Raw genomic sequence first — 19,544 nt, forward strand, 5'->3', positions numbered from 1 at the left:
GCCTTGCCGCCACGCCCCACCAGGTGGCACTATAAGCCGTTTTCGGCGGTCAGACCTGGACACAACGCGGCCTAGGTGGACCGGTGCGTCCTGGCGTTAAACCGACCGGCCAGGGCGCAGGCCACCGCGATCCCGGCAATCAGTCCGATGGTGCTGAAGAGCTGGATGCGGCTGCTCTCAGCGCTGAAGCCCACCGCGAAAATCAGGCCCAGCAGGACGAGCCCCACAATGGTCAAAACGGGGAAGCCCTTCATCCGCAGGGGCAGCGGCGTGCCCTCCCGGTCTGCCCGGCGCCGCAGGATCAGCTGCGAGACCAGCGCGCTGCCCCACACCACCAGGCAGGTGGACCCCACCAGCTGGAACAGGGCAGGAAGGATGCGCTCGGGAAACAGCAGCTCCAGGACAGTGGCGATAAAGCCGAAGGCCACGGACACCCCAACAGCCAGCATCGGCACGCTGGCGCCGCTCAGCCGGGTGAGGAACCGCGGTGCTTCGGCCCGCTCGGCAAGGGAATAGACCATGCGGGAGGCCCCGTAGAGGTTGGCGTTCAACGCCGAAAGGAGCGCGACGACGGCCACCAGGGTGATGGCCGTGGCGGCGCCGGGGATGCGGGCGGCATCCAGAACGCCGGCGAACGGTGACGCGAGGCTTTCCGATGTTGCGGGAAGGACGGCGGCGATCACAAAAACGGAGCCGATGTAGAAAACCAGGATGCGCCACACAACAGTCCTGATGGCTTTGCCCACGCTGTGTTCCGGATCTTCCGTCTCTGCCGCCGCCACCGAGACGATCTCCGTGCCGCCAAAGGCGAAGATCACCACAAAGAGCGCGGAGGCTATCCCGCCAAGGCCTGCGGGGGCAAAGTCCGACGTCAGGTTGGCCAGGCCGGGGGACGCAACGTCAGGCAACAGGCCCAGCAGCAGGGCAGCGCCCACCACCAGGAACAGGACGATCGCGGCGACCTTGAGAATGGCGAACCAGAACTCGAACTCACCGAAGTTCCGGACCCCCGTGAGGTTGATGGCGGTGAAGACGACCATAAAAACAAGAGCAAGCGCCCAGACCGGAATCACCGGCCAGATCGTAAAGAGAAGCCCGGCCGCTCCCAGCGCCTCGGCGGCGATCACCACCACCAGCTGCAGCCACCACAGCCACCCGATGGTGGCACCGGCTGTTTTTCCGAGCGCACGTTCGGCATACACCGAGAAGGCGCCGCTGTTCGGGTTGGCGGCAGCCATCTCGCCCAGCGCCCACATCACCAGGATGATCAGGGTGCCGGCCACCAGGTAGGAGATGAGCACTGCCGGGCCGGCTGCCTGGACCCCGGCCCCGGATCCCAGGAACAGCCCGGCGCCGATGGCGCTACCCAGGCCCATCATGGTGAGCTGGCGGGGTTTCATGCTGTGGCCCAGGTGGCCCTGCGGACGCAGTTCGGTGGACTTCATCGTCATTTTGCTACTGGACCTTCTTGGGGTTGTGTGCGGTGGCTCCTCGTGGGACCTCTTGAATTTACCGTCTCCAAACCTGCTGCAGGTACTCGGCTCATGATCCACGCCGGGACGAGCCCTGGAAGCGTGGGCTGAAATATTTGGCAATTCAGCGGGTGCTGCCCGTAGAATTAGTTTTGGTCAAGGTGACCATAACTAATCGGGGCGCCAGCAAAAGGGTCCCGCAGGCCGAAGGCGGTGGACCATGTACTCGAGCTCGGCAAACGTCTCGGAGCGCCAGGCGGCCCCGCCTTCGCTGGCCATCTCCACTGTCATCTTTGCGCTGCGCCCCAGCGAAAGCTCCGGCCGGCCAACACTGTGGTTGCCCCTGGTGCGCCGGATCCGGGAGCCGTACAAGGGCCTCTGGGCGCTGCCCGGAGGCCCCCTCAGCCACACCGAATCCCTGCAGGACGCGGCAGCGCGGAACCTGGGGGAGACCACCGGCCTCGCTCCCAGCTACCTGGAGCAGCTGTATGCCTTCGGCGGTCTCCACCGCTCACCCACCCAGCGGGTGGTCTCGATTGTGTACTGGGCGCTGGTCCAGCCCACTGAAGCCGCGCTCGCAGATGAGTCGGAGAACGTCCGGTGGTTCCGGGCGGACCGGCTGGGGGACTTGGCCTTCGATCACAACGCGATCGTGGACTACGCGCTCTGGCGGTTGCGCAACAAGCTGGCCTACGGCTCCGTGGCCTACCACCTGCTGGGCGAATACTTCACCCTCGCCCAGGTCCGGGAGGTCTACGAGGCAGTTCTGGACAGGCAGCTGGACCCCGCCAACTTCCGCCGGCAACTCAAATCCACCCCGGACATCGAGGAAACCGGCGAATACCTCCAGGGCGGCAAGCACCGCCCTCCCCGCCTCTACCGCTTCACCGGCCGGCCCGGCCTTGACCCAGACAACAGGAGCACACCATGAGCAGCGTCAACACAGCAATCCAGCTGATCACGCGCGAACAGGCCGAAAAAGGCGCAACCGCAAAGGGCAGCACCTGCAGCCCCGCGCTGGCCAAGGGTCCGTGGGACTACGACCTTGCAGAGGCGCTCGCCGGCATCCCGGCCTACGGCCCGGGTGCTTCCAGCGCGGACGTCGCACCTCCGGCCACCCCCCGCCAGGGGCAGTTGCCGGAAGAGTACAAACTGGCCAGCGACGCCGAGCTGGGCGAGAGGATCCTGTCCGCGAAGGCTGCCCTGGGGGATAGGGCCGTCATCCTGGGGCACTTCTACCAGCGCGATGAAGTCATCCAGTACGCCGACTTCGTGGGTGACTCCTTCCAGCTGGCCAACGCCGCGCTGACCCGGCCGGATGCTGAGGCCATCGTGTTCTGCGGCGTCCACTTCATGGCCGAAACCGCCGACATCCTTTCGGCGCCCGACCAGGCCGTTATCCTGCCCAACCTGGCGGCCGGCTGCTCCATGGCGGACATGGCTGACGCCGACTCCGTGGCTGAGTGCTGGGAGCAGCTCGAGGAGATCTACGGCACCGAGCCCGACGCCGACGGGCGGGTTCCGGTCATTCCTGTCACCTACATGAATTCCTCCGCAGCCCTGAAGGCTTTCTGCGGTGAGCATGGCGGTATTGTCTGCACCTCCTCAAACGCCAAAACTGTCCTCGAGTGGGCGTTCCAGCGGGCCCGGCGGGTGCTGTTCTTCCCGGACCAGCACCTGGGCCGCAACACCGCCAAGGCTCTGGGCGTGCCTCTGGAAGAGATGCCCATGTGGAACCCGCGGAAGGACCTGGGCGGCAATGACGAACAGGCACTGCTGGATTCCAGGGTCATCCTGTGGCACGGGTTCTGCTCGGTGCACAAGCGGTTCAACGTAGCCCAGATCGACAAGGCCCGGGCCGACTTTCCCGGCGTCCAGGTGATCGTGCACCCGGAGTGCCCTATGGAGGTGGTGGACGCAGCCGATTCTGCCGGCTCAACCGACTTCATCAAGAAAGCGATCGCCGCGGCCACCGAACCAACCACGTTCGCTATCGGCACCGAAATCAACATGGTGAACCGCCTCGCGGCAGAGTACCCGCAGCACACCATCTTCTGCCTTGATCCCGTCATCTGCCCCTGCTCCACCATGTACCGCATCCACCCCGGCTACCTTGCCTGGGTCCTCGAAGAACTGGTGGCCGGGCGCGTGGTCAACCGGATCACGGTCGCGGATTCAGTGCAGGACCACGCACGGACAGCACTCGAGCGCATGCTCGCGGCCAGGCCGTAATGACAGGGCCGGCTTTTATGCATCGTGTTGAGGGTGGCGGTACGCCAGGACCCGGCGGGCCGCCCTGCGGCCGCAACGCTGCGGGCCGGCCGCGGCTGATCGTCGTCGGCACTGGCATCGCCGGCCTGTACGCTGCCCTGCTGGCCACGGATGCCGGTGCCGACGTGGTGCTCCTGAGCAAAGGAAAGCTTCGCGACAGCAACACCTGGTACGCCCAGGGCGGGATTTCTGCGGTGCTGGACGGGCCTGCTCCGGGTGACACGGTGGCTGCCCACATCGCGGACACGCTCCAGGCTGGCGCGGGGCATTGCCACGAAGCTGCCGTCCGGCTGATGTGCGCGGAGGCGCGCCGCGACATCGCAGGGCTGCAACGGTTTGGTGTGCAGTTCGATTGCGGCTCCGACGGCGGCCCTGCGCTCGGGTTGGAAGCGGCCCATTCTGCCCCGCGCATCCTCCATGCCGGCGGCGACGCCACCGGGGCAAAGGTGGCCGGGGCCCTGATCCGGGCAGTGTTCGCGCGGCAGGCGGAGGGGACACTGACGGTCCGAACCTCAGCCCACGCAACATCCTTGCTGCAGCAGGACGGGAAAGTTGTTGGAGTGGAATTCCTCCACCACGGCATCAGGGCCGCTGTGCACGGGGACGCCGTCCTGCTGGCAACCGGAGGAGCGGGGCAGCTGTTTGCCCAGACCACCAACCCGGCAGTGGCAACCGCCGACGGCCTTTCGCTCGCAGTCCGCGCCGGAGCTGAGGTAGCAGACCTTGAGTTCTTCCAGTTCCACCCCACCTGCCTGGTTTCCGGGGCCGGTGCCGCGAACGCGGCCACGGCTCCGTGCCTGGACCGGGATCCGCTGCTCATTTCCGAAGCTGTCCGCGGCGAAGGCGCACTCCTCGTCGACGGCAACGGGAAACGGTTCATGCGGGCCTACCATCCGGACGCTGAACTGGCGCCACGCGACGTCGTGTCGCGCAGCATCGCCCTGCACCTGGCCAAGCTCGGCGACTCCAACGGCCACGTCTACCTCGACGCCCGCGCCATTGAGGCGGCCAAGGGGCAAGGTTTCCTGGCGACGCGCTTCCCCACCCTCACGGAAAGGACGCTTGCGGCGGGCATTGACTGGACCCGCGAATTGGTCCCCGTTGCTCCCGCCGCCCACTACTGGATGGGTGGAGTGCGTACCGACCTGCACGCCAGGACCACGGTTCCCGGGCTGTATGCAGCCGGGGAAGTGGCCTGCACAGGGGTCCAGGGCGCAAACCGGCTGGCCAGCAACTCCCTCCTGGAAGGACTCGTTTTCGGCCGCCGCGCTGTTGAAGACTTTTTGTCTGGTGACCGTGGTTGGGACGCGCCCCGAGGCACCGATGCTCCGCGTGCTGTCTCGGCCGCGGCCGGCCTCCCCTTGACGCACGCTTCCGCACCGCTGCCCCGCGACGCTGAGAGCGACGTCACCTTCCCTGCTGCTTTAAAAGGCGAGCCGGCCCAATCGTCCTTGTCCGAGAGCCTGCCAGCTAGCTTCGGTGGGGGGGATGACACCCCGTTCTCCCGCGAAGCCCTTCGGCGGTTGATGACTGCCAAGGCCGGGGTGCTTCGCAATGGGGTGTTGCTTGGGGAGGCGGCGGAGACTCTTGGCCGGTGGGACGCCGTCGTACGTCCTGGTGCTGTTCCCGCTGGCGGGCACGCCCGGGACCACGAGGACCGCAACCTGCTGCTGGCTGCCCAGTTGCTGGTCGCTGCCGCGCTTGCCCGCCGCGACTCGCTGGGGGCGCATTACCGCAGCGACGATCCCGAAGAACCGGATACGAATTCCCTCCGCCCGAAAGCGAGCCTCCTCAATGACTGAACACTCCGTGATGGAACAGGCCACCCGCAAACAGGCGGCGCCCGCACTTACCCTGCCTGCGGCGCCGGTACGGGAGATCCTGGAGCGGGCCTTCGCGGAGGACGCTCCTGCCGGGGACATAACCTCCCAGCTGCTGATTCCCGCTGATGCACGTGCCACGGCCGTACTGAATGCGCGGGTGCCTGGGGTCCTCAGCGGCGCCACGGTGTTCCGGGACGCCATGCTGCTGGTGGACCCGGACACCCACGTGGAGCTGTTGCTGGGGGACGGAGAAAAGTTCGACGCCGGCACCCACCTCGCGCGGGTCAGCGGCCGGGCAAGGTCTGTGCTGCTTGCCGAACGCGTGGCCCTGAACCTGGTGCAGCGGATGTCCGCCATCGCCACAAGGACCGCAGAGTTTGTCCGGCTGACTGAAGGCACGCCCGCCAGAATCACCGATACCCGCAAGACCACGCCCGGGCTGCGGGTCCTGGAGCGGTTCGCGGTGCGCTGCGGCGGCGGCGCCAACCACCGGTACAGCCTCTCCGACGCCGTCCTGGCCAAGGACAACCACCTCGCCGTGATGACGGGCGGGGATCCGGCCAGGCTTACCGCGCTTCTCGCAGCAGCCAAAGCACAGCTGGGCCACACCACGCACTTTGAGGTGGAGGTGGACCGGATGGACCAGATCGAGCCCGTCCTGGCGGCCGGTGTGGACACCATTATGCTGGACAACTTCACGCCTGAGGAGCTGAAAGCCGGCGTAGCCCTGGTAGCCGGGCGCGCGCGGGTGGAGGCCAGTGGAAACGTGAACCTCGGGACGGTGGCGGCGATAGCAGCCACGGGGGTCGACGTCATTTCCGTTGGCGCCCTTACCCACACCGTGGCGGCCCTGGACCTCGGGCTGGACGTCGAACTGACTGCCGAGTGACTTTCCATGATCTTCCTTGACGCAGCCGCCACCACGCCGGTCCGCCGTGAAGTGCTGGATGCGATGTGGCCGTACCTCACGGGTGAATTCGGCAACCCCTCCAGCCATCACAGCCTGGGCGAGGCTGCTGCCGATGCGCTCGCCGGTGCCCGATCCTCCGTCGCAGCCGTCCTTGGTTGCCGGGCCGGTGAAATTACCTTCACGTCCGGGGGGACGGAAGCGGACAACCTGGCCGTCAAAGGGATCGCCCTGGCCCGGCAGGCGGCGAATCCGCAACTTAATCGGGTGGTGATCAGCGCCGTCGAACATCCCGCAGTGGAGGAGTCTGCCCGGTACCTGGAGCGCTTCCATGGGCTCGCGGTTGACGTGGTTCCCGTCGACGGGGAAGGGCTCGTGAGGCCGGAGGCGTTCCGGGCCGCGCTTCGGCCGGAAACCGCGGTGGCCAGCGTCATGTACGCCAACAACGAAGTGGGGACCGTTCAGCCCATTGCCGAACTGGCCGCCCTGGCGCGCGGACTCGGCATTCCGTTCCACACGGACGCCGTCCAGGCGGCCGGCTGGCTGCCGCTGGACACCAAGGCATTGGGCGTGGATGCCATGAGCATTTCGGGGCACAAGATAGGGGCACCCAAGGGCTGCGGCCTGCTGTTCGTCCGCGGCCGCACCAGGTTGGAGCCGCTGGTCCACGGCGGCGGGCAGGAGCGCGGCCGCCGGTCAGGGACAGAGAACGTGGCGGGAGCCGTGGGCCTCGCCACTGCGCTCACGCTGGCCCAGGCGCGGCAGGCGGAGGAACGACGCCGGGTGGCGGCATTGCGGGACACGTTTATCGGCGCCGTGCTCACCGGTGTGCCGGGCGCCTTGCTGACGGGGCATCCCGTTGACCGGCTGCCTTCCGTTGCCTCGTTCTGCTTCCCGGGAACGAGCGGCGAATCCGTGCTCCTTGAGCTGGAACGCCAGGGCGTGGTGTGCTCGAGCGGGTCAGCCTGTGCGGCTGGTTCGGACGCGCCGTCGCCGGTGCTCACGGCAATGGGAATCGCTCCGGAAGAAGCCCAGACGGCCATCCGGTTCAGCTTCGACTCAGCCGTAACCGGGGCGGACCTGGAAGCGGCGGCAACTTCAGTGCTCGACGCAGTCGGCCGGGTCAGGGCGCTGGGCGGTTAGCCCAGCGGAATCCAGAGTGATCAGCTGGTGGCGCTTGAGCTGGTGGGACCCGGCCACGGGGAGGTCCTGACCGGGTTCACAAGCTCACCCACGCCCTGAACCCTGCACACCACCGTGTCCCCGGGGCTCAGCGGTGCGCACTCGGCCGGAAAGCCGGTCAGCACCAGGTCGCCCGGGTGGAGGGTCATAAAGGACGTCAGGTACACCAGGATCTCGTCGACTTTCCAGCCGAGGTCAGCGGTGCTGGCGGCCCGTAACGGGGTGCCGTTGAGCACCACGTCAATGGCCAGGCCGGACTCGTCCAGGCCCGTGACGATCCACGGCCCTGCCGGCGTGAAGGTGTCCTGGCTTTTGGCGCTGATCCATAGTTCGTCGGTTTCCTGCAGGTCCCGGCAGGTGACGTCGTTGCCGACGGTGAATCCCAGCACCGCGGCGCGGGCGTTAGCAGGCGTCAGGCCGCGGGCTTTGGTGCCAATCACAACAGCCAGCTCCGCCTCCGGGTCCACCCGGCGCATCCCGGGAGCGAGCTCTATCGCATCGCCCGGTCCGATGATGCTCGTGGCCGCCTTGTGGAACGCCTGTGGCGGCAGGTCGCGTCCGGGCTGGCCGGTGTTGTGCGCCATTCCCAGCACATTGGCCGGCACGCTGGGAGCGAGGAACGTGAAGGAGTCCTGCTGGACCCGGTCGCCCGGCTGCCACCCTTCCCTGTGTGCGCTGGAGGCGTTGGCCGGCGACTGCGGGAAGGGGGTTTCGATGACCGTCCAGGTCCTGCCGGCGGCGCTGCCAAAGTCCGCTGCGTCACTGGCGGCGAAGAACTGCTCCGCCGTTTGGGCAGCGGACAGGGGGCGGACGCGGGCGATGCGGCGGGGGAGGGCAGTCATGAGGGAATCCTACGGGTGCGCGGGAAAGGGCCCGAACTTAGCCCCAGCAACCCGCGTGGGCGGGGCTCCGTCAGTAAAGCTCGCCCACCGGGATTTCGACGGCCAACCGGTTGGACGGTCCTGGCAGCGGGCAGGCCCAGGCCTCGTTGTAGGCGCATGACGGGTTGTACGCGAAATTGAAGTCCAGGACGAACTCTGCATCAGGGCCGGTCCCGTTGACGCCGTGGAACGCGCCCTTAATGGTATCCAGCAGGTACCGTCCGGCCCCATAGCTGCCGCCGGACTGGCCGGCCGTGGCGTCCCGGAAGGGTACAAAAATACCGCCGCCGTACCCCTGCAGCTTCCACACCGCCAGCTGGCCCATTTCCGGCAGGTCGAACGTTCCCAGCCGGACAAACCGGACAACGCCGTCCGTGCCGGTTTCCACGCTCATTTCGCGCCCGGCGCCCTCTTTGGTCAGCGGCACATGGAAACGGTAGATGGGATCATAGTCGGCAGTCTTCAGCCCGGAGAAACGCGCCTTGTCCTCCGCGTCCAGGGCAGAGGCCGGGTGCGTGGCGAACATCAGGTCCCGCTGGTGGCGCCAATAGGAGTGCGCCTCGGCCGGGCTTTCCAGCGAAAGTTTCCGGACGTTGTGGTACAACGCAAAGGTCTTCAGCCGCCAGTCAGCGATGTCGACGGCGGAGATGTCCGTCCGGTCTTCTTCAGCTGTTTCCAGGTGCTCTTCCATAGCCCCCAGCCTAGTCCCAGGAGCCGGCTATACCGCCCGACGGCGACACGCACCCGGATGCTGCCCTTCCGGGAGAGGAAACGCCCTTCCGGTCACGCCGGCCGGCCGCCGGCCCCAGCTAGGCTGGCTGCATGAGAGGCAAGGCAACAACGACGGTCCTGTCCGGTGCGCTGCTGATGGCTGGCGTCCTTCTTGCAGGCTGCTCAACAGCGGGGCCCGGCGCGCCGGCCTGGACAGCGCAGCCAGGCTCTGCCGGCGCCGGAACCACCGCGCCGGCTTCAGCTGGCGCCCCGGCAACGTCACCGCCGACGGACGGCCCCGGGGCCAGTGCCACGCCGCCCACGGACCCGCAGGCGGTTGCTACTGCGCCGGTCTGGAAGACTTTCTCGGATCCCGGCAAGTCCGTCAGCTTCGACCTTCCGGAGGACTGGATAGCGCAGTCCGTCACGCCGGAGGAAGGCACCCTGCCCGGCGCGCTGAAGGTCGAGGTGAAGAAGCCGGACGGCACTTTCCTGGCAGCGCTGCGGACCGGCCTGCCGCCGTCGTCCGGTGATTGTGCCGACGCCTCGCGGCGGCCCTACACCGTAATCAGCAGCGTTCCGGTGGAAGTTTCGGCCGCAGGCGGGGAGGGAACCATACCGCCAAGGGTGGTTTTCCGGGTGATCCAGGGGTACCGCTTCTTCGGCTCGTACGGCATCACCAACGTGGTGGCCGGCGCCGGCGGACAGGCGTGCGAGCTCCGCAACATCGTCCGTGGACCGGCCGGGAAAGGGGACTACTCCTTTGGTGATGTGGTCTCCGTCAAGGCTTATGCCCCGGATGAAAAAGTGGCGCCGGCAAAGGCCTTCGACACCTTGGACCAGGCTGCCCGGTACGCCTCGGAAGGCACTGAATTCGCCAACGTCCAGCGGATGCTAATGTCTCTGGAGATCAAAAACTAGTCCCGTTTCCGGCCCCACCATGCGCCGGGCAGAGCGGGGACTTGTCTTCCACCGCCGAACACCCCCCGGAGAGCCATGGAACGCAGTGTTTCCGCACGACTGGTCTTCAAGACCGTAGCCAACACCAAGGTGGCCATGGCCATCGCCGCAGCGCGGAACAACGGCTACTCCTCGTTCGAGGAGTCACTGTCCGTGACAACCGGGGGAGACGACGTTCCCCTCACCGAGGTATCGGATCACCACGGGGGCAGGTTCCACTACATGGAGTTCGCCGAGCCCGCGGAGGTAACGGTGGAATACTCGGCCACGGTGGCCGGTAAGGCCGAGCCCGAGGACGCGGAGCTTGCCGACAGGATCCGCTACGTCCGTCCCAGCCGCTACGCCGAATCCGACCGGCTCCTGCCTACGGCTTATGCAGAGTTCGAAGGAGTCCATGGCGGCGAGCTGCTGCACGCCGTCCGGAACTGGGTGAACGGGGAACTGCGGTACCTCAGCGGGTCCTCCCGGGGCACGGACGGTGCTGTGGAAACGCTCCTCAGCCGCCGTGGGGTCTGCCGGGACTTTGCCCATTTGGCCATCGCACTGCTGAGGTCCAAGGACATCCCGGCGAGGCTCGCCGCAGTCTACGCTCCGGGCCTGAGCCCAATGGATTTCCACGCCGTGGCAGAGGCTTACGTGGAAGGGGCCTGGCACGTCATCGATCCCACGGGCCTGGCCCCGCGGGAATCGATGCTGCGCATCACGGCAGGCCGCGACTCCGCCGATACCGCTTTCCTCTCCACAGTCGGGGGAAGCCTCATCCTCAACCAGCTGCAGGTCACTGCAGTTGTCAACGGCGCCCTGCCGGTAGAGGATCCTGCCCGGCTTATGCAACTGGGCTAAGCGGATACTGCCCGGCGGGTTCGGCAGGCCCGCGCCAGATCCGGCGCCGGCCTGTGCCGGTTTCTCTGACGCAGCCGGTGTCCCGGTGCAGCGGGTCTTCCAGCGCAGCGCGTTTTCTAGCTCAGCGTTTTCTAGCGCAGCGGGCGGGGACCCAGCGAACTCCTCAGCTTCTCGGTCAGCCTTCGCAACTCCTTCTGCTCGGCGGGGGTCAGGGCGGGGCCCATCAGGGTGGAAATGTCCCGCACGTGCTCGCGCCCGATCTCCTTCTGCAGTTCCCGGCCGGCATCCGTCAGTTGCAGGAGCACGCCCCGGCCGTCCTCCGGGGCAGGCATCCTGGCCACGAGCCCGCGCTTCTCCAGCCGCTCAACCAGCCGGCTGAGGCTGGACTGGCTTAGCAAGACGTTGTCGTTGAGCTCGTTGAGGCGGAGCCATCCGGTGGGACAGCGTGAGAGCGTGAACAGGACGTCATACTCGTTCACCGCGAGCTTCCGGAACGCAGGGCCGGACTGCAGCTTGCGCATCACGGCCACCTGGGCCCGGAACAGCGACTCCCAGGTCTCCGCGGCGAGGCGGACCGGTGACTCTGCATCCCTGGCGGCCATCATGCCTCCGCAGCGGACTTTTCGGCGTCCTGGGCTGCCAGCAGTGCAGCCACCCGGCCGGCGTGGGTAGGCGGTTCGGGAACGTGGGCCGGCTTGCGGGCCGCGTATTCCTTGCGCAGGACAGGCAGGACTTCCTCGCCGAACAGGTCCAGCTGCTCCAGGACGGTTTTCAGCGGCAGGCCCGCGTGGTCGATGAGGAACAGTTGCCGCTGGTAATCGCCGAAGTACTCGCGGAACGTCAGGGTCTTCTCGATGACCTCCTGCGGGCTGCCGACGGTCAGCGGCGTCTGCGAAGTGAAGTCCTCCAGGGACGGTCCGTGACCGTACACCGGAGCGTTGTCGAAGTACGGGCGGAACTCCTTGACGGCATCCTGCGAGTTCTTCCGCATAAAGAACTGGCCGCCCAGGCCCACGATCGCCTGGTCTGCCTTGCCGTGGCCGTAGTGCTCGTAGCGCTCACGGTACAGGCCGATCAGCTGCTGGTAGTGCTCCTTGGGCCAGAAGATGTTGTTGGCGAAGAAGCCGTCGCCAAAGTATGCAGCCACTTCGGCAATCTGCGGCGTGCGGATGGAGCCGTGCCACACGAAGGGGGCGACGCCGTCGAGCGGGCGGGGGGTGGACGTGAAGTTCTGCAGCGGCGTGCGGAACTTTCCGGACCAGTTCACGGTGTCCTCGTCCCACAGCTTGCGCAGTAGGCTGTAGTTTTCGATCGCGAGTTCGACGCCGTCCTGGATGTTCTTTCCGAACCACGGATAGACGGGAGCCGTATTGCCCCGCCCCAGTACCAGGTCAACCCGGCCGTCGGCGAGGTGCTGGAGCATCGCGAAGTCTTCTGCGATCTTGACTGGATCATTGGTGGTGATCAGCGTGGTGGCCGTGGACAGGGTGATGCGTTCGGTCTGCGCAGCGATGTAGGCAAGGGTGGTGGTGGGGGAGGAGGAGAAGAAGGGCCGGTTGTGGTGCTCGCCCAGGGCGTAGACATCCATGCCGATTTCCTCGACCTTTTTGGCGATGGCGACGGAGGCCTTGATGCGTTCGTTCTCGGTGGGGGTCCGGCCCGTGGTGGGGTCCGTGGTGATGTCGCTGACGCTGAAAACACCGATCTGCATGGTGTGCCTTTCCGTTGCTTGGACTTGCTGGCCTTGGTTCCAGTATAGGCCAATCTAGATGCATTTGCATCTATCGTCGGGTACAACGCTGCCGGCCGGAAAATATTCCGCTTTCGCTATTCGGGGCTTCCGGGTGCGGCGCGGCGCCCGCTGACCTTGGGGACCATACCGGTGGTCCAGTCGCGGAACTCTTCGTCCATGTCCGCTCCGGGGCCAAACTCCGGGCGTTCCTGCAGTTCCCGGAGCAGCGCCTTCCTTTCGCGGCGGCCCTCCACCAGGCGGTAGAGCACAGGCACCAGTACCAGGGTCAGGGCGGTGGAGGATATGAGCCCGCCAATCACCACAACGGCCAGCGGCTGCGAGATGAAGCCGCCGCCGCCCGTGAGGCCCAGCGCCATAGGGGTGAGAGCAAAGACTGTTGCCAGGGCGGTCATGAGGATCGGGCGGAGCCGCTGGCGGGCACCATGGGTGATGGCATCAGCCACGTTCATCCCCGGCCGGCCATCGCGTGGTTGCCGGTATTGGTTGATGAGGTCGATGAGCACAATGGCGTTGGTGACCACGATTCCCACCAGCATCAGCATGCCGATCAGCGAGGGCAGTCCCAGCGGGACCCCGGTCACCAGGAGCAGGGCCACGGCACCGGTGGCTGCGAACGGTACCGAGACCAGCAGGATCAGCGGCTGGATCAGTGACTTGAAGGTGGCCACCATAATCACGTAGACGATGGCGATGGCGGCGAGCAGGGCGAGCCCGAGTTGCTGGAATGACTCCTGTTGCTGGGTGGTGGCACCGCCGAGTTCAGCGGTGACTCCGGCCGGGAGCTGCACCTCCGCAAGGCGTTTCTGGACCTCTGCGTTGACCGCACCGAGGTTGGATTCCGACGGCGTCACAGAGACGCGCGCTGTGCGCTGGCCGTTGCTGGCGGTAATGGATACCGGCACGTCCACCTGTTCCACCGATGCGATGCTGGCCAGCGGGACGGGCCCGCCGGCGGCAGGCAGGGGGATGCGGCGGACAGCGTCAATGCCCGTGAACCTGGTGCCCTCGCCGATCTGTACCGGGAAATCGTCGGTGTCGATCCGTACTGTTCCGGCGGGGATGGGGCTGATGGTCGACGCGAGGACGCCGGCCACCTGCTCTTCATCAAGCCCGGCAGCCACAGCCTTCGCCCGGTCCACTTTCACCTGCACCACCGGCTGGCTGGCTGCAAGGTTGGTGGCAACCTCGGTGGTGCCCGGAACGCCGGTCATGGCCTGGACCATGGTGTCGCTTGCTGCCTGCAGGTCTGCCGTGGTGGCGGCCTTGATGGTGATGTCCACGGTGGACGAGGTCCCGAAGCCGCCCTGTTGGGTGCCCACAGAAACCTTCCCGGAGTCGGGCACCTTTGTCAGTTCGTTCCGCACCGTCTCCTGCAGTCGCTCCTGGTCTGCCTTTTCATCCGTCACCACGGTGAACGTTGAGTTGGAGGAGCCGGTGGAGGTGAGCGCCGCGAAGCCGGCCTGGGCGTTGCCCGATGTCACCTGGACGTCCCGGACGCCGTCGATCCCGCGCAGGACCTCCTCGAGGCGGATAGCCGCGGCGCTCGTGTCCGCCAGGCTGGTGCCCGCAGGGAGCACCTGGCGGACGGTCAGGCTGTTCTGGCCGGAATTGCCCAGCAGGTTGGTTGCCAGCAACGGGGTCATGGCGGCGGTCGCGCCGAGGACCAGGCCGGCGGCCACAAGGGTGATCACGGGATGCTTCTGGGTCCGGGACAGGATGGGCAGGTACCCCCGCTGCAGCCTGCTGCGCTGTTCCGCTTCCTGGGCCTTGGCACGGGCGTCGGCTGCGTTCTGCCGGGCCGCGTCGCTGCCACGGGAGCTGCCGGGATTCCGCAGGAACCAGTATGCCAGTACGGGAACAATTGTCAGCGAGACCAGCAGGGAGGCCAGCAGCGCCATGGTGACTGTGAGTGCGAACGGCCTGAACAGTTCGCCGGCCAGTTCACCTACGAAGGCGATGGGGAGGAAAACGGCAACAGTGGTGAGGGTGGATGCTGTGATGGCGCCTGCCACTTCCCTGATGGCCGTCAGGATGGCGGTGACTTTATCTTCCCCGTAGCTGAGGTGCCGCTTGATGTTTTCGATGACCACGATCGAGTCGTCAACCACCCGGCCGATGGCTATGGTGAGGGCGCCAAGCGTGAGGATGTTCAGCGAGTAGCCGGTGGCTGACAGCCCGATGAAGGTGATCAGGAGCGAGAGCGGGATGGATACGGCCGTCACGAGCGTGGACCGGGCAGACATCAGGAACACCAGGATGACCGCCACGGCGAAGCCCAGTCCCAGCAGGCCCTCGGTGGTGAGGTCCTTGATGGATTTTTCGATGAAAGGGGCCTGGTCGAATACCGGCGTGAACTTCGCGTTTGAACCCAGTTCGGCTTCAAGTTCGGCAAGCGTGTCCCGCACGGCATGCGAGATGCCAACGGTGTCGCCTTCGGGTTTTTTGGTGACGGAGACGGCGAGCGTCTCCTCGCCGTTGGTCCGCGTAATGGAAGTTCGTTCGTCGTCTTTCAGGGAGACGTCGGCAACCGTGCCGATGGTGGCGGCGTTCTTTGCCCCGGCGAGGGGGAGTGCCTTGATCGCGTCCAGTGAATCAACCGGGCTGCCGATCTGAAGGGACAGTGTTTTGCCCTGCTCTTCAAGGGTCCCGGCCGGAACCAGGGTGCCGTTGTTGCCCAGTGCATCGCGGATCGCCGTGATAGTGGCGCCGGCCGAAGCCATGGCGTCCGGACGGGGAAGGATCTCGATGTGCTGGGTGGCCCCGCCGGTCACGTCGGCGCCCCGGACGCCGTCGATCTTCTGCAGCCGGGGCACACTCAGCCGCTGCAGGTCGGCGTTGAGTTCGCTCAGGGTCTTGTCCGAGGACACCGCCAGGAACACGATGGGGAAATCATTGATGCTGCCGGCGAAGGCCTGCGGCTGGACGTCCTCGGGCAGGGACCGCTTGGCGTTGGAGATGGCGCGGTCGATCTGGTTCCGGGCCCGGTCCAGGTTGGACCCGTACGTGAAGACCATGGTGATCTGCGAGACGCCGTTGCGCGACGTGGAGGAGGTGGATTCCAGCCCCTCCACGCCGTTCAGCGCGGTCTCCAGCGGCCCGCTGACCTGTTTGTCCACCACTTCCGGGGAGGCCCCTGGCATGGCAGTAAGCACCGTGATCTGGGGGAACTCGATCGAAGGAATGAGCTCCTGCTTCAGCGACGACATGGTGATCACGCCGAAGACAGAAGCGAAAACGGTGATAAGAGCGATCAATGCCCGGTTTGCCAGTGAGAGTTGTGCCAGCCGGAACATTGAATCGGTCTCCTGTGGGGTTTAACTTACTGTTGCGGTACCGGAAGCCGGCCACCTACCCCGGCAGGGGTCAGTGGTTGGCGGAAACGCTCTCCAGCTGGAGGGACCTGGCCGTTGCCCTTTCGAGCTCCATCGCAAGGTCCGGGTTGTCGTCAAGCTTGACGCCGTAGCCGGGCATCATGTCCTTCAGCTTGGACTGCCAGCCCTTGAAATTCTTCGGGAAGGCCTTCCTCAGCAGTTCGATCATGATGGGCACCGCGGTGGAGGCTCCGGGCGAAGCACCGAGGAGGGCCCCGATGGAGCCGTCACGGCCGGCGATCACTTCAGTGCCGAACTGCAGGACACCGCCCTTCTGCGGGTCTTTCTTGATGATCTGTACACGCTGGCCGGCCGTGATCAGTTCCCAGTCGCCTGCTTTGGCTTCCGGGTAGTACTCGCGAAGCGCCTCCACCTTGTCGGCGTGCTTCTTGGCCACTTCCTTGACCAGGTACGCCGTGAGGTCCATGTTGTCCTTGGCGACAGCCAGCATCGGGATGATGTTGCTGGGCCGGATGGACAGGGGAAGGTCCAGGTAGGAGCCGCTTTTCAGGAAGTTGGTGGAGAAGCCGGCGTAGGGGCCGAAGAGCAGGGAACGCTTGCCGTTGACGTACCGGGTGTCCAGGTGCGGCACGGACATGGGGGGAGCCCCCACTGACGCCTGGCCGTACACCTTGGCGCTGTGCTGCGCCGCCAGGGTCTCGTCGGTGCAGCGGAAGAACTGCCCGGAGACCGGGAATCCGCCGTAGCCCTTGCTTTCCGGGATGCCGGAGGCCTGCAGCAGGTGGAGCGCGCCGCCGCCGGCGCCAACAAAGACGAACTTGGCGTGGATCTTGCCGTGCTCCCCGGACTTGGGGTACTTCAAGGAAAGGTTCCAGCCGCCGTCGGACGCCCTGGAGATACCGGTGACGTCGTGGCCGTAGTTGATCTCGACGCCGTTGTTCCCCAGGTAAGTGGTCAGCTCCCGGGTGAGTGCCCCGAAGTCCACGTCGGTGCCCTCGGCGGCGCGGGTGGCCGCGATCCGTTGCTTGGGGTCACGGCCCTTCACGATCAGCGGAGCCCACTTGCCGATCTGGCCGTGGTCTTCCGAGTACTCCATGCTGCGGAAGAGGGCGTGCGGCTTAAGGGCCTCGTAGCGGGTCTTCAGGAACCTGGTGTTCTCCTCGCCGATCACGAAACTCATGTGCGGCACGGTGTTGATGAAGCCCTTGGGCGAACCGATCAGGGACTGGTCAACGAGGTGGGACCAGAACTGGCGGGAAAGCTGGAACTGCTCGTTGATGAGCAGTGCTTTGGTGGGGTCCACCGAGCCGTCTTTGGCTGCGGGGGAGTAGTTGAGTTCACAGAGGGCGGCGTGGCCGGTTCCGGCGTTGTTCCACGGGCCCGAGCTTTCCAGCCCGGGCTCGTCCAGCCGCTCGAACATGGAGATGGTCCAGTCCGGTTCCAACTGCTTGATGAATGCCCCCAGCGTGGCGCTCATGATGCCGCCGCCAATCAGGACGACGTCGGCATGTGGGGTCTTGGAAATGAAGGTCACGATCAGTCTCCGATTGCAGCGGCTCTGGCTGTCACAGAATATCCCCGGGCAGCCCTACTACTGAAATTGGACGGGCCCGTCAAGGCTTCAATTGCACTTTGGTGAAAACTTCATTTAAGACAGGCGACGCCGGATAGCTCAGCACCCGGTCTGACAGGGCCAGTGCCGAGATGGGGAAGGCAATGGGCACCGCGGGGACGGACGCCGCGATCTGGGCGTTGATGGTGTGATATTGCTCATCGCGTTCCTCTCCCTCCGGCAGCCCGCGTGCGCGGTTGATTTTGGAAAAGACCTGCGGGTCCTGGTAACCGAACTCGCCGTTTTTCTCCCCGAAGAGGGGGCCAACGAAGTTGTCGGCGTCGGAGTATGAGCCGTTCCACCCCAGCAGGTGCAGCGCGTGGTCCCCCGGGGACTGGACCCTTTGGAGGTAGCCGTCAGACCAGTCGATGGGCACCGGCTGGATGTTGAGCCCTACTGCCGTGAGCTGGCGGCTGATTTCGGCGTAGACCTTCTCCGGTGTTGGAAGGTAGGGCCGGGTGACGTTCATCGGATAGTAGAACCTGAGCGCTTCGCCGGCGTAGCCGCCCTCCTTGAGGTACTCCCTGGCCTTCGCGGGGTCATGGCCCAGTGCGGGGGCGTCGTTATTGAACCCGCTGATTTTGGGCGGGACGAACTGGGTGGCTTCGGCGGTGTTGTCGATGAAGAACCTGCGGATCAGGGTCTCTTTGTCGATAGCCATCTCGATGGCCTGCCGGATTTTCTGGTTCTGCAGGACCGGAATCTCCTGGTTGAGCCCTAAGTACATCACCGAGAACGGATCGCGCTGCACAATCTGTTTTCCGCGCTTCACCAGCTGGTCGAAGTTGCCCACCGTGACGGCGTCGTACCCGTCGATCTTGCCGTCCAACAGTGCCTGGAGACGCGCCTGGGGATGGTTGTAGGCCACGAAGTTGATGGTGCCGATCTGTCCACGGTCTCCCCAGTAGGTCGCGTTGCTGGTGAGGGTGACGCTTCCTTCATCCCAGGACTTCAGGTTGAAGGGCCCTGTTCCCACCGGATTCATGCCGAAGGCGGATACGGCCTGGCCGCCGCGGTTTTGGTTTAGGACATCGGCGTTGCCTGCGGCCAGTGCTGCGGGGGAGGCGATGGCGAAGGCCGGCAGGGTCAGAGCCTGCAGGAAAGCGGTAAAGCGCTGGGTGAGGTCGATCTGCACGGTGTCCTGGGACAAGGCAGTACAGCTCTTGAAGATGGACAGCTGCGGTTCGTCGGAGTGCGCCTTGAAAACGCCCTTGAAAGAGCTGCCGGGAGCCTGCCGGCGCAAGTCCTCGGAGAAGGCAAACCACCGGTTGAAATTGGTGCAGACCGCGTCGGCGTTAAATGGGGTGCCGTCCGAGAATGTGACGCCGCTGCGCAGCTTGAAGGTGTAGGACCGGCCCTCATTGGACTCGCTCCACTCGGTGGCGAGCAACGGGGTTGGCTTCCCGGTGGTCTGGTCCACGCCCACCAATCCCTCGAGGATCTGCCGGGTGATGCGCTGGGACTCAACGTCGCTGGAGAGTGCGGGGTCCAGGCCCAGCGGCTGCACTGCGGTGCCGAAGTTGAACGTGGCAGTGGGCTCGGCACTGGCGGTGGGGGCCGGCGAGGTTGACGACGGCGAGGGGGCCGGAACGCCGGTGCATGAGGTGACGCTCAACGCCAGGAGGACGGCGCCGGTCGTGATGACCGTCCGCCGTGATGGACTGCTGGGCACTCGTTTATCACCTCTGGATCTTGCCGCCCCCGCCAAGTGCGGGCCGGAACCCAGTCTAGTTGACCCCCTACTCCCGTTTACCGGCGGCCTTCGGCAGGGTGCCCGTCACGTGCGAAGGGCCGGGG

Annotated in this window: 15 protein-coding genes; 7 read left to right on the forward strand and 8 right to left on the reverse strand. The window is 65.9% G+C overall.

Annotated elements, in window-relative coordinates; genetic code table 11:
- Nucleotides 1-71: 71 nt before the first annotated feature.
- Nucleotides 72-1,451: an amino acid permease gene (locus G6R19_RS04185; protein ID WP_163162569.1), complete on the reverse strand. Its 1,380-nt coding sequence runs from the start codon at nucleotides 1,449-1,451 to the stop codon at nucleotides 72-74.
- Nucleotides 1,452-1,692: 241 nt separating this feature from the next.
- Between G6R19_RS04185 and G6R19_RS04190 the strand changes: the two genes are divergently transcribed.
- From G6R19_RS04190 to G6R19_RS04210, 5 genes are read left to right on the forward strand one after another with little or no spacing between them, the layout of a single operon-like run.
- The gene (locus G6R19_RS04190; RefSeq protein ID WP_163162571.1) at nucleotides 1,693-2,403 is read left to right on the forward strand and encodes an NUDIX domain-containing protein; all 711 of its coding nucleotides are present in this window, start codon (nucleotides 1,693-1,695) and stop codon (nucleotides 2,401-2,403) included.
- Entirely contained in the window at nucleotides 2,400-3,704 is a 1,305-nt protein-coding gene (gene nadA / locus G6R19_RS04195) for a quinolinate synthase NadA (protein WP_163162573.1), read from the forward strand. Before G6R19_RS04190 ends, nadA begins: the two co-directional genes overlap by 4 nt.
- Before the next feature lie 17 nt (nucleotides 3,705-3,721).
- Nucleotides 3,722-5,545 (forward strand): FAD-binding protein, encoded by a 1,824-nt coding sequence (locus G6R19_RS04200; RefSeq protein ID WP_163162575.1) that lies wholly within the window; start codon nucleotides 3,722-3,724, stop codon nucleotides 5,543-5,545.
- Nucleotides 5,538-6,455 (forward strand): carboxylating nicotinate-nucleotide diphosphorylase, encoded by a 918-nt coding sequence (gene nadC, locus G6R19_RS04205; RefSeq protein ID WP_163162577.1) that lies wholly within the window; start codon nucleotides 5,538-5,540, stop codon nucleotides 6,453-6,455. Before G6R19_RS04200 ends, nadC begins: the two co-directional genes overlap by 8 nt.
- 6 nt (nucleotides 6,456-6,461) lie before the next feature.
- On the forward strand, nucleotides 6,462-7,616 hold the full coding sequence (locus G6R19_RS04210; RefSeq protein ID WP_163162579.1) for a cysteine desulfurase family protein: 1,155 nt from the start codon (nucleotides 6,462-6,464) through the stop codon (nucleotides 7,614-7,616).
- A gap of 20 nt (nucleotides 7,617-7,636) precedes the next feature.
- Here G6R19_RS04210 and G6R19_RS04215 read toward each other — a convergent pair whose 3' ends face one another.
- Complete coding sequence (locus G6R19_RS04215; protein ID WP_163162581.1) at nucleotides 7,637-8,497, reverse strand: fumarylacetoacetate hydrolase family protein; 861 nt, start codon at nucleotides 8,495-8,497, stop codon at nucleotides 7,637-7,639.
- 70 nt (nucleotides 8,498-8,567) lie between these two features.
- On the reverse strand, nucleotides 8,568-9,227 hold the full coding sequence (locus G6R19_RS04220) for a DUF1684 domain-containing protein (protein ID WP_163162583.1): 660 nt from the start codon (nucleotides 9,225-9,227) through the stop codon (nucleotides 8,568-8,570).
- Nucleotides 9,228-9,358: 131 nt separating this feature from the next.
- Here G6R19_RS04220 and G6R19_RS04225 point away from each other — a divergent pair, with 131 nt between their 5' ends.
- Together G6R19_RS04225 and G6R19_RS04230 are read left to right on the forward strand one after the other, a co-directional pair.
- A complete protein-coding gene (locus G6R19_RS04225) occupies nucleotides 9,359-10,168 on the forward strand; it encodes a hypothetical protein (RefSeq protein WP_163162585.1) in 810 nt (269 codons plus the stop codon).
- Between the two features lie 75 nt (nucleotides 10,169-10,243).
- A complete protein-coding gene (locus G6R19_RS04230) occupies nucleotides 10,244-11,050 on the forward strand; it encodes a transglutaminase family protein (RefSeq protein ID WP_163162587.1) in 807 nt (268 codons plus the stop codon).
- Between the two features lie 131 nt (nucleotides 11,051-11,181).
- On the opposite strand, the gene G6R19_RS04235 is transcribed toward G6R19_RS04230, so the two are convergent.
- From G6R19_RS04235 to G6R19_RS04255, 5 genes are all read right to left on the reverse strand, one after another.
- Complete coding sequence (locus G6R19_RS04235) at nucleotides 11,182-11,652, reverse strand: MarR family transcriptional regulator (protein WP_163162917.1); 471 nt, start codon at nucleotides 11,650-11,652, stop codon at nucleotides 11,182-11,184.
- The gene (locus G6R19_RS04240) at nucleotides 11,652-12,761 is read right to left on the reverse strand and encodes an LLM class flavin-dependent oxidoreductase (protein WP_163162589.1); all 1,110 of its coding nucleotides are present in this window, start codon (nucleotides 12,759-12,761) and stop codon (nucleotides 11,652-11,654) included. Before G6R19_RS04240 ends, G6R19_RS04235 begins: the two co-directional genes overlap by 1 nt.
- Before the next feature lie 116 nt (nucleotides 12,762-12,877).
- Nucleotides 12,878-16,096, reverse strand: a complete 3,219-nt coding sequence (locus G6R19_RS04245) for an efflux RND transporter permease subunit (protein ID WP_163162591.1) — start codon at nucleotides 16,094-16,096, stop codon at nucleotides 12,878-12,880.
- 70 nt (nucleotides 16,097-16,166) lie between these two features.
- Nucleotides 16,167-17,669 (reverse strand): malate:quinone oxidoreductase, encoded by a 1,503-nt coding sequence (locus G6R19_RS04250; protein WP_163162593.1) that lies wholly within the window; start codon nucleotides 17,667-17,669, stop codon nucleotides 16,167-16,169.
- A 79-nt stretch (nucleotides 17,670-17,748) separates the two neighbouring features.
- Entirely contained in the window at nucleotides 17,749-19,419 is a 1,671-nt protein-coding gene (locus tag G6R19_RS04255) for an ABC transporter substrate-binding protein (protein ID WP_205484221.1), read from the reverse strand.
- Nucleotides 19,420-19,544: the final 125 nt, after the last annotated feature.

The sequence above is a fragment of the Arthrobacter sp. Alg241-R88 genome, assembly GCF_900537115.1.
Classification (GTDB): Bacteria; Actinomycetota; Actinomycetes; order Actinomycetales; family Micrococcaceae; genus Arthrobacter.

What these genes read in the sequence shown, in the direction of transcription:
- G6R19_RS04185 (WP_163162569.1), bottom strand. Translation starts at nt 1,451, where the DNA reads ATGACGATGAAGTCCACCGAACTGCGTCCGCAGGGCCACCTGGGCCAC.
- G6R19_RS04190 (WP_163162571.1), top strand. Translation starts at nt 1,693, where the DNA reads ATGTACTCGAGCTCGGCAAACGTCTCGGAGCGCCAGGCGGCCCCGCCT.
- nadA (WP_163162573.1), top strand. Translation starts at nt 2,400, where the DNA reads ATGAGCAGCGTCAACACAGCAATCCAGCTGATCACGCGCGAACAGGCC.
- G6R19_RS04200 (WP_163162575.1), top strand. Translation starts at nt 3,722, where the DNA reads ATGCATCGTGTTGAGGGTGGCGGTACGCCAGGACCCGGCGGGCCGCCC.
- nadC (WP_163162577.1), top strand. Translation starts at nt 5,538, where the DNA reads ATGACTGAACACTCCGTGATGGAACAGGCCACCCGCAAACAGGCGGCG.
- G6R19_RS04210 (WP_163162579.1), top strand. Translation starts at nt 6,462, where the DNA reads ATGATCTTCCTTGACGCAGCCGCCACCACGCCGGTCCGCCGTGAAGTG.
- G6R19_RS04215 (WP_163162581.1), bottom strand. Translation starts at nt 8,497, where the DNA reads ATGACTGCCCTCCCCCGCCGCATCGCCCGCGTCCGCCCCCTGTCCGCT.
- G6R19_RS04220 (WP_163162583.1), bottom strand. Translation starts at nt 9,227, where the DNA reads ATGGAAGAGCACCTGGAAACAGCTGAAGAAGACCGGACGGACATCTCC.
- G6R19_RS04225 (WP_163162585.1), top strand. Translation starts at nt 9,359, where the DNA reads ATGAGAGGCAAGGCAACAACGACGGTCCTGTCCGGTGCGCTGCTGATG.
- G6R19_RS04230 (WP_163162587.1), top strand. Translation starts at nt 10,244, where the DNA reads ATGGAACGCAGTGTTTCCGCACGACTGGTCTTCAAGACCGTAGCCAAC.
- G6R19_RS04235 (WP_163162917.1), bottom strand. Translation starts at nt 11,652, where the DNA reads ATGGCCGCCAGGGATGCAGAGTCACCGGTCCGCCTCGCCGCGGAGACC.
- G6R19_RS04240 (WP_163162589.1), bottom strand. Translation starts at nt 12,761, where the DNA reads ATGCAGATCGGTGTTTTCAGCGTCAGCGACATCACCACGGACCCCACC.
- G6R19_RS04245 (WP_163162591.1), bottom strand. Translation starts at nt 16,096, where the DNA reads ATGTTCCGGCTGGCACAACTCTCACTGGCAAACCGGGCATTGATCGCT.